The following is a 9,756-nucleotide window of genomic DNA, read 5'->3' on the forward strand; positions in this document are numbered from 1 at the left end:
CCGCCGGGCTACCTGTGCTGCGGCTATCCGCAGCGCGGCTCGGGGCAGTACGACAAGGCCGAGAAGATCGTGACCGACAACCGCGTGCTGTTCCACCGGGTCGCGAACACGCTGAACTACCTGGACATCAAGACGGTGGTCGTGTCGTGCGGCACCTGCTACGACCAGCTGGCGGGGTATGAATTCGACAAGATCTTCCCGGGGTGCCGGATCATCGACATCCACGAGTTCCTGCTCGAGAAGGGGATGAAGCTCGACGGGGTGACGGGCACGCGCTACATGTATCACGACCCGTGCCACACGCCGATCAAGACGATCGACCCGGTGAAGCTCGTCAACGAGCTGATGGGCGCGGAGAAGGACGGCTACAGGATCGAGAAGAACGATCGCTGCTGCGGCGAGTCGGGCACGCTGGCGGTCACACGGCCGGACGTGTCGACGCAGGTGCGCTTCCGCAAGGAAGAGGAGATCCGCAAGGGCGCGGCGAAGCTGCGCGCGATTCCGGTGGTGGCGGGCGATGCGCCGGCGCCGGCTGGCACAGGCGCGGGCGCGGGCGCGAACGGCCCGGACGTGAAGATCCTGACGAGCTGCCCGTCGTGCCTGCAGGGGCTGTCGCGCTACAACGAGGACGCGAACATCGAAGCCGACTACATCGTGGTGGAAATCGCGCGTCAGGTGCTCGGCGAGAACTGGATGGCCGATTATGTCGCACGGGCCAACCATGGCGGGATCGAGCGCGTGCTGGTCTAATGCGGGCATGACGACCGCCCGGCGGGACTAGGATGAGAGCGGGCGCCGGCGCTGATGTGCCGGCGCCCGTCCACATGGGAGCGACGATGGAATGCGTGTTTTGCCGTGAAGACGGCGGCGAGGTGCTCTGGCAGGACGATGCGCTGCGCGTCGTGCTGGCCACCGGCGAGCACGACTACCCGGGCTTCTGCCGGGTGATCTGGGGTGCGCACGTGGCCGAGTTCTCCGATCTCGGCGAGCCCGAGCGGGCACATCTGATGCGTGTGGTCTACGCGGTCGAGCGGGCCGTGCGCCGCGTGATGCAGCCGAACAAGGTGAATCTCGCGAGCCTCGGCAACATGGTGCCGCACGTGCACTGGCACGTGATTCCGCGCTTTTCCAACGATGCCCATTTCCCGCAGCCCGTGTGGGCGCCGCGCCAACGCAGCGTGTCCGAGGCGCTGCTGCGCTCGCGCGCGGCGCAGGCCTCGCTGCTGCACAATGCGGTGCGCGAGGAAATTCAACGCATGACCGATTCGAGGCAAGCATGAGCGGTTTGACTTCCACGACGCCGATTCCGTCCGGCGTCGTCGTGCACGCGGTGTCGCGCGTGCTCGAATTGCAGTACCCGAACGGCGAGAGTTACCGGATTCCGTTCGAGCTGATGCGCGTGTATTCGCCGTCGGCCGAGGTGCGCGGCCACGGGCCCGGCCAGGAGACGTTGCAGACCGGCAAGCGCGAAGTGACGATCACCGCGCTCGAGGGCGTCGGCAACTACGCGCTGCAGCCGACGTTCTCCGACGGCCATTCGACCGGCATCTATTCGTGGGACCTGCTGTACGAACTGGCGACGCAGCAGGACACGCTGTGGCGCGACTATTTCGACAAACTGAAGGCGGCGGGCGTCGAGCGCGACGCCCCGATGCAGGCGGCCGGCGCGCCGCACGGCCATTGCCACTGAAATCGACGGCGCCCGCTCGGCGCCGTCTTGCCATTTACTGAGGATCAACGCGATGAGCAAAACCCACTTCGGCTTCGAAAGCGTCGAGGAAAACGAAAAAGCGAAGAAAGTGGCGGGCGTGTTTCATTCGGTCGCGAGCAACTACGATCTGATGAACGACCTGATGTCGGCGGGCATGCACCGCGCGTGGAAGGCGTTCACGATCGCGCAGGCGAACGTGCGCCCCGGCTTCAAGGTGCTCGACATCGCGGCCGGCACCGGCGACCTGACCAAGTCGTTCGCGAAGGCGGCCGGGCCGACGGGCGAGGTCTGGCATACCGACATCAACGAATCGATGCTGCGCGTCGGCCGCGACCGGCTGCTCGACAAGGGCGTCGTGACGCCGTCGCTGCTGTGCGACGCCGAGAAAATTCCGTTTCCGGACAACTACTTCGACGTGGTCACGGTCGCGTTCGGGCTGCGCAACATGACGCACAAGGATGCCGCGCTCGCCGAGATGCGCCGCGTGACGAAGCCCGGCGGCCGCGTGATGGTGCTGGAATTCTCGAAAGTCTGGGATCCGCTGAAAAAAGCGTACGACTTGTATTCTTTCAAAGTATTACCGTGGCTTGGCGACAAGTTCGCGAAAGATGCTGAAAGTTATCGGTATCTTGCTGAATCTATCCGGATGCACCCCGATCAGGACACGCTGAAGACGATGATGGAACAAGCGGGCCTCGATGCCGTCAAATATTACAATTTGTCAGGTGGCGTGGTAGCTTTACACCTAGGGACCAAGTACTAAGGGGTTCTTTCCCTACATTCGTCTTACATTCGGAGAAGCTGATGTCTGAATCGCGTTCGTTGTTCAACCGTAGCAAGCCGTCGAAGCCGTGGGCTCGACGGGTCGGCACGCTGCTGATGGTCGGCCTGCTCACGGCCGGCACGTTCGCATCGCTCGACGCCGAAGCGAAGCGCATGGGCGGCGGGCGCAGCATCGGCCGCCAGAGCTCCACCGTCACGCAGCGCCAGGCCACGCCGCCCGCGCAGCAGCCGATGCAGCAGGCCGCGCCGTCGCAGGCGCAGCGTACGAACCCGGCCGCGCCCACGCCGGCCGCGCAGCCCAACCGCTCGCGCTGGCTCGGGCCGATCGCCGGTCTCGCGGCCGGTCTCGGCATCGCGGCGCTGCTGTCGCACTTCGGCCTCGGCGGCGCGTTCGCGAGCATGATGGCGAACGTCATCGTGATCGCGTTGCTCGCGATGGTCGGCATCTGGCTGGTCCGCAAGTTCATGAACCGCCGTCGCCCGCAGGAGCCGGCGTATTCGGTCGGCGGTGCATCGTCGTCGGGCGGCTATTCGCAAAGCCCCTCGTTCCAGCAGGGCAACACCGGCGGCAACTACGCGGGCAGCGGCAGCAGCTATGCCAATGAAGCGCAGGGCGTGTTCGGCGGCGGTGCGGCGGCCGCCGGCGCGGCAGGCGCGATGGCGGCTGCGCCGCTTCAAGTGCCGGCCGGCTTCGACACCGAAGCGTTCCTGCGCAGCGCGAAGGTCTACTTCGTGCGCCTGCAGGCGGCGTGGGATCAGGGCAACCTGGCCGATATCCGCGAGTTCACGACGCCCGAAATGTTCGCCGAGATCAAGATCGACCTCGATTCGCGCGGCAACGACGCGAACCAGACCGACGTCGTGCAGCTCGACGCGGAACTGGTCGCGATCGAGGATCGCGGCATCGAGCAATCGGCGAGCGTGCGCTTCCACGGCCTGATCCGCGAAGCGGCGAATACGTCGGCCGCGCCGTTCGACGAGGTGTGGAACCTGTCGAAGTCGGGCAGTCAGGGCTGGCTGCTCGCGGGTATCCAGCAGATCAACACGCATTGAGCGTGGCCGGCGGCCCGCGACGGCCGCCGCACTGCGACCGCTTGCCGCCCGGGTGTACGGTCAGGCACGGTCTGCCATCGATCCGACGTTACAATAGAAACCCGCGTGGGCGCCCGGCCTGCGCGGGTTTTTTCTTTCCCAGCCCGATGACCTTTGCCGCCAAGCCTTTTGCTGCTGCCGTCAATCACCTGCTCGCGCGCGAATCGTGGGCGCGCGACCGCCTGATTCCCTATGCGGGCAAGACTGCCCGGATCGACGTGCCTCCCGTCACGCTCACGCTGCTGGTGCAGCCCGACGGCTATCTGTCGGCTGTCGACGCACACGATGCGCAACAGGTCGACGTGTCGATCGCGCTCGCCGGCGATACGGTCGCCGCGTTCCTGCAGGGCGGCCAGGCGGCCGTGATGAAGCACGTGAAGATCGAGGGCGACGCGGAATTCGCGACGCAGATCGCGAAGCTGGCCGAGCATCTGCGCTGGGAACCGGAAGAAGATCTCGCGAAGCTGGTCGGCGACGCGGCGGCGTACCGGATCGCGACGGTCGTGCGCGATGCCGGCGCGCGCGCGCGCCGCACCGGACGCAACGTGCTCGATTCCGTCGCCGAATACTGGCTCGACGAGAACCCGCAAGTCGTCCGGCGCGCGTCGCTCGGCGGCTTCGACGCCGAACTGGCGCGCGCACGCGATGCGCTCGCGCGGGTCGAAAAGCGGGTCGAGCGACTCGAACAAAAAATCGGCGCGCGCACGGGTTCCAGCCCGCGCGGCGCGCACTGAGGGCCGCAGGGCATGCGCATTTTCCGTTTCATCAAGATTGTCTACACCGTCATCCGCTTCGGTCTCGACGAAGTGATGCTGTCCCGGATCGACGACCGGCGCGTGAAGCTGCTGCTGCGGATCACGACGATCGGTCGCCGTTACTCCGATCCGCCCGCCGTGCGGCTGCGCCACGCGCTCGAAAGCCTCGGCCCGATCTTCGTGAAGTTCGGCCAGGTGCTGTCGACGCGCCGCGACCTGCTGTCGGTCGATTTCGCGAACGAACTCGCGAAGCTGCAGGACCAGGTGCCGCCGTTCGATTCGGCCGTCGCGATCGCGATCATCGAGAAGTCGCTCGGCGCGCCGGTCGACGAGCTGTTCGACGAATTCGAGCGCGAGCCGATCGCGAGCGCATCGATCGCGCAGGTGCATTTCGCGAAGCTGAAGCAGGGCGTGCACGCGGGCAAGGCCGTCGCTGTCAAGGTGCTGCGGCCGAACATGCTGCCGGTGATCGATTCCGACCTCGCGCTGATGCGCGACATCGCGACGTGGACCGAACGCATGTGGGCCGACGGCCGGCGCCTGAAGCCGCGCGAGGTCGTCGCCGAATTCGACAAGTACCTGCACGACGAGCTCGACCTGATGCGCGAGGCCGCGAACGGCAGCCAGCTGCGCCGCAACTTCGCGGGCCTCGACCTGCTGCTCGTGCCCGAGATGTTCTGGGATTTCTCGACGTCGCAGGTGCTCGTGATGGAGCGCATGACCGGCGTGCCGATCAGCCAGGTCGAGACGCTGCGCTCGGCCGGCGTCGACATCAAGAAGCTCGCGCGCGAAGGCGTCGAGATCTTCTTCACGCAGGTGTTCCGCGACGGTTTCTTCCATGCGGACATGCACCCCGGCAACATCCAGGTGAGCCTCGACCCGAACACGTTCGGCCGCTATATCGCGCTCGATTTCGGGATCGTCGGCGCGCTGTCCGATTTCGACAAGAATTACCTCGCGCAGAACTTCCTCGCGTTCTTCAAGCGCGATTACCACCGCGTCGCGACGCTCCACCTCGAATCGGGCTGGGTGCCGCCCGAGACGCGAGTCGAGGAGCTCGAAAGCGCGATCCGCGCGGTGTGCGAGCCGTATTTCGATCGCGCGCTGAAGGACATCTCGCTCGGCCAGGTGCTGATGCGCCTGTTCTCGACGTCGCGCCGCTTCAACGTCGAGATCCAGCCGCAGCTCGTGCTGCTGCAGAAGACGATGCTGAACGTCGAGGGGCTCGGCCGCTCGCTCGACCCCGAACTCGACCTGTGGAAGACCGCGAAGCCGTATCTCGAACGCTGGATGACCGAGCAGATCGGCCTGCGCGGCTGGTACGAGCGGTTCAAGGTCGAGGCGCCGCAGTGGAGCAAGACGCTGCCGCAACTGCCGCGCCTGATCCACCATGCGATGGCCGCGCGCCACGACGCGCCGCGCGCCGCAAGCGAGGAGCTGATGCGTCAGGTCCTCGTCGAGCAGAAACGGACGAACCGGCTGCTGCAGGCGTTGCTGATCTTCGGGCTGGCCGTCGGCGTCGGGGCGCTCGTCGCGCGCGTGTTGCTCGCGCTCGCGTACGGCGCGTGATCGAAAGGAGCCGCGCGATGTCCGAACCGAAACAACCGTCCGTGCCGAGCGCCGCCGATTTCGCGACGCGCGACCCCGGCAGCGCGTCGTTCTGGGACGAGCGCTTCGAGCGAGGCGTGACGCCGTGGGAATTCGGCGGTGTGCCGGACGGGTTTCGCGCGTTCGCGCAGCGGCGCGACCCGTGTGCGGTGCTGATCCCGGGCTGCGGCAGTGCGCAGGAGGCCGGCTGGCTCGCGCAGGCCGGCTGGCCGGTGCGCGCGATCGATTTCGCCGCGCAGGCGGTCGCTGCGGCGAAGGCGCAGCTCGGCGCGCATGCGGACGTCGTCGAGCAGGCCGATTTTTTCCAGTACCGGCCGCCGTTCGACGTGCAGTGGGTGTACGAGCGCGCGTTCCTGTGCGCGCTGCCGCCGAGCCTGCGCGCGGGCTATGCGGCGCGGATGGCCGAACTGCTGCCCGCGGGCGGATTGCTGGCCGGCTATTTCTTCGTGGTGGCGAAGCCGAAGGGGCCGCCGTTCGGGATCGAGCGAGCGGAGCTCGACGCGCTGCTCGCGCCGCACTTCGAGCTGATCGACGATTTGCCCGTGACCGATTCGCTGGCCGTGTTCGATGGGCACGAGCGCTGGCTCACGTGGCGTCGCCGCTGATGCGCGGGCGTCGCGGCCGTTGCCGGAGCGCGCCGGGGTTTCGGCTATAATTCAAGGTTTTGCAAGCCGTTTCCAGTTTCTGCGGGAAAAAATATCATGCCGATCTACGCCTATCGATGCGAAGCGTGCGGTTTCGCGAAGGACGTGCTCCAGAAGATGAGCGACGCGCCGCTGTCGCAATGCCCTGAATGCGGGAAGGATGCATTTCGCAAACAGGTGACCGCCGCCGGTTTCCAGCTGAAGGGCTCGGGGTGGTATGTCACCGATTTCCGCGGCGGCTCGGGCGGCGCCAGCGCACCGGCGACGGCGTCGGGCGACGCGGCGCCGGCGGCACCCGCGGCGGAAGCCGCACCCGCCGCGGCCGCGCCGGCTGCGACGAGCAGTGCGGGCAGCACCACGACGACGAGCGCCGCGCCGGCACCGGCTGCGACGCCCGCCGCCGGCAGTTGACCGTCGCGGCCCGGCCGGGTCGCGACCAACCCGCGCTTCCGGCGCGGTTCATTGACGGCAGATGATGAAAAAGACGACCCTGAAAACGGTGTTCCTGACCGGCTTGCTGGTTCTCGTCCCGCTCGCGATCACGCTGTGGGTGCTCGGCCTCATCATCGGCACGATGGACCAGACGCTGCTCCTGCTGCCCGAATCGTGGCAGCCCGAGCGGATGCTCGGCTTCCATCTGCCGGGGATCGGCGCGGTGCTGACGCTCGCGTTCATCTTCGTCGTCGGGCTGGCCACGCAGAACTTCATCGGTCAGAAGCTCGTCACGTGGTGGAACGCGGTCGTGCGTCACATCCCGGTCGTCGGGCCGATCTACACGAGCGTCAAGCAGGTATCGGACACGCTGCTGTCGAGCAGCGGCAACGCATTCCGCAAGGCGCTGCTGATCGAATACCCGCGCCGCGGCTCGTATACGATCGCGTTTCTGACCGGCACGCCCGGCGGCGACGTGGTCAACCATCTGACGGAAGAGTACGTGAGCGTGTACGTGCCCACGACACCGAACCCGACGTCGGGCTTCTTCCTGATGCTGCCGAAGAGCGAAGTCATCGAACTCGACATGTCGGTCGATGCCGCGCTCAAGTACATCGTCTCGATGGGCGTCGTGGCGCCTTCGGCGCCGGCTCCGGCGCCCGCCCGTCGTCCCGTCGAGCCGCCGCTGTAAGTAAAGAATCATCGCCCGGGCCGCGCGTTGCGGCGCCCGTTGATCAAACCGAACGAAAGCAAACATCATGTCGATGCGTACTGAATACTGCGGTCTCGTGACCGAACACCTGCTGGGCCAAACCGTGTCGCTGTGCGGCTGGGTGCAGCGCCGCCGCGATCACGGCGGTGTGATCTTCATCGACCTGCGCGATCGTGAAGGCCTCGTGCAGGTGGTGTGCGACCCGGATCGCGCGGAAATGTTCGCGACCGCCGAAGGCGTGCGCAACGAATTCTGCGTTCAGATCAAGGGCCTCGTGCGCAACCGTCCGGAAGGTACGGTCAACGCCGGCCTGAAGAGCGGCAAGATCGAAGTGCTGTGCCACGAACTGAACGTGCTGAACGCGTCGGTCACGCCGCCGTTCCAGTTGGACGACGACAACCTGTCGGAAACGACGCGCCTCACGCACCGCGTGCTCGACCTGCGCCGCCCGCAGATGCAGCACAACCTGCGCCTGCGCTATCGCGTCGCGATCGAGGCGCGCAAGTATCTCGACGAGCAGGGCTTCATCGACATCGAAACGCCGATGCTGACGAAGAGCACGCCGGAAGGCGCGCGCGACTACCTCGTGCCGTCGCGCGTGAACGCCGGCCAGTTCTTCGCGCTGCCGCAGTCGCCGCAGCTGTTCAAGCAGCTGCTGATGGTCGCGAACTTCGACCGTTACTACCAGATCACCAAGTGCTTCCGCGACGAGGATCTCCGCGCCGACCGTCAGCCGGAATTCACGCAGATCGACTGCGAAACGTCGTTCCTCGGCGAGCAGGAAATCCGCGACCTGTTCGAAGACATGATCCGTCACATCTTCAAGACGACGATCGACGTCGAACTCGACGCGAAATTCCCGGTGATGCCGTACTCGGAAGCGATGGCGCGTTTCGGTTCGGACAAGCCGGACCTGCGCGTGCAGCTCGAATTCACCGAGCTGACCGACGCGATGAAGGACGTCGACTTCAAGGTGTTCAGCACGCCGGCCAACGCGAAGGACGGCCGGGTCGCGGCGCTGCGCGTGCCGAAGGGCGGCGAGCTGTCGCGCGGCGACATCGACGGCTACACGGAATTCGTGCGCATCTACGGCGCGAAGGGCCTCGCCTGGATCAAGGTCAACGAGAAGGCGAAGGGCCGCGACGGCCTGCAAAGCCCGATCGTGAAGAACCTGCACGACGCATCGATCGCGGCGATCCTCGAGCGCACCGGCGCTGAAGACGGCGACATCATCTTCTTCGCGGCCGATCGCGCGAAGGTCGTCAACGACAGCCTCGGCGCGCTGCGCCTGAAGATCGGTCATTCGGAATTCGGCAAGGCGAACGGCCTCGTCCAGGCCGGCTGGAAGCCGCTGTGGGTCGTCGACTTCCCGATGTTCGAATACGACGACGAAGACGCGCGCTACGTCGCCGCGCACCATCCGTTCACGAGCCCGAAGGACGAGCACCTCGAGTACCTCGAGACCGACCCGGGCCGTTGCCTCGCGAAGGCATACGACATGGTGCTGAACGGCTGGGAAATCGGCGGCGGCTCGGTGCGTATCCACCGCGAGGAAGTGCAGAGCAAGGTGTTCCGCGCGCTGAAGATCGGCGCGGAAGAAGCGCAACTGAAGTTCGGCTTCCTGCTGGACGCGCTGCAGTACGGCGCGCCGCCGCACGGCGGTATCGCATTCGGTCTCGACCGCATCGTCACGATGATGGCCGGTGCCGATTCGATCCGCGACGTGATCGCGTTCCCGAAGACGCAGCGCGCGCAGGATCTGCTCACGCAGGCGCCGAGCCCGGTCGACGAACGTCAGCTGCGCGAGTTGCACATCCGTCTGCGTCAGCCGGAGCAGCCGAAGGCGTAACGCGTTTTCGCCCCCGGTCATGCGCGCGGCGACGCGCGCGCGACATCCAACGAAAAGGCGCCGTGGTGAACTGACCCCACGAAGTTGGACGGTTGAAGACTAGGTGCCCAAGGGCTGAGTCCTGTATTGCACGGGACTCAGCCCTTTCAACTTGAGCTTAATGCGTTCGT

The 9,756-nt window shown here is 66.2% G+C and carries 11 protein-coding genes; all 11 read left to right on the top strand.

Annotated elements, in window-relative coordinates:
• The coding region (locus HWX55_RS35605) for a (Fe-S)-binding protein (RefSeq protein WP_175979061.1) at positions 1-750 on the top strand (750 nt) is incomplete at its 5' end.
• An 86-nt stretch (positions 751-836) separates the two neighbouring features.
• Positions 837-1,280: an HIT family protein gene (locus tag HWX55_RS35610; protein ID WP_011546191.1), complete on the top strand. Its 444-nt coding sequence runs from the start codon at positions 837-839 to the stop codon at positions 1,278-1,280.
• A complete protein-coding gene (locus HWX55_RS35615) occupies positions 1,277-1,690 on the top strand; it encodes a DUF971 domain-containing protein (RefSeq protein WP_175979062.1) in 414 nt (137 codons plus the stop codon). Before HWX55_RS35610 ends, HWX55_RS35615 begins: the two co-directional genes overlap by 4 nt.
• A gap of 52 nt (positions 1,691-1,742) precedes the next feature.
• Positions 1,743-2,474, top strand: coding sequence for a bifunctional demethylmenaquinone methyltransferase/2-methoxy-6-polyprenyl-1,4-benzoquinol methylase UbiE (ubiE, locus tag HWX55_RS35620; RefSeq protein WP_006477837.1), 732 nt, complete (start codon positions 1,743-1,745; stop codon positions 2,472-2,474).
• Positions 2,475-2,515: 41 nt separating this feature from the next.
• On the top strand, positions 2,516-3,547 hold the full coding sequence (locus HWX55_RS35625) for a TIM44-like domain-containing protein (protein ID WP_175979063.1): 1,032 nt from the start codon (positions 2,516-2,518) through the stop codon (positions 3,545-3,547).
• A 146-nt stretch (positions 3,548-3,693) separates the two neighbouring features.
• The gene (locus tag HWX55_RS35630) at positions 3,694-4,320 is read left to right on the top strand and encodes an SCP2 sterol-binding domain-containing protein (protein ID WP_027806086.1); all 627 of its coding nucleotides are present in this window, start codon (positions 3,694-3,696) and stop codon (positions 4,318-4,320) included.
• A 12-nt stretch (positions 4,321-4,332) separates the two neighbouring features.
• A complete protein-coding gene (gene ubiB / locus HWX55_RS35635; protein WP_050014696.1) occupies positions 4,333-5,910 on the top strand; it encodes a ubiquinone biosynthesis regulatory protein kinase UbiB in 1,578 nt (525 codons plus the stop codon).
• A gap of 17 nt (positions 5,911-5,927) precedes the next feature.
• Positions 5,928-6,554: an SAM-dependent methyltransferase gene (locus HWX55_RS35640; RefSeq protein ID WP_175979064.1), complete on the top strand. Its 627-nt coding sequence runs from the start codon at positions 5,928-5,930 to the stop codon at positions 6,552-6,554.
• A 96-nt stretch (positions 6,555-6,650) separates the two neighbouring features.
• Positions 6,651-7,004, top strand: coding sequence for an FmdB family zinc ribbon protein (locus HWX55_RS35645; RefSeq protein WP_175979065.1), 354 nt, complete (start codon positions 6,651-6,653; stop codon positions 7,002-7,004).
• 61 nt (positions 7,005-7,065) lie between these two features.
• Entirely contained in the window at positions 7,066-7,716 is a 651-nt protein-coding gene (locus HWX55_RS35650; RefSeq protein WP_006477842.1) for a DUF502 domain-containing protein, read from the top strand.
• Positions 7,717-7,783: 67 nt separating this feature from the next.
• Positions 7,784-9,586 (top strand): aspartate--tRNA ligase, encoded by a 1,803-nt coding sequence (gene aspS, locus HWX55_RS35655; protein ID WP_006477843.1) that lies wholly within the window; start codon positions 7,784-7,786, stop codon positions 9,584-9,586.
• Positions 9,587-9,756 lie beyond the last annotated feature (170 nt).

It is taken from the genome of Burkholderia sp. BCC1047 (assembly GCF_902833155.1).
Taxonomy (GTDB): Bacteria; Pseudomonadota; Gammaproteobacteria; order Burkholderiales; family Burkholderiaceae; genus Burkholderia; species Burkholderia sola.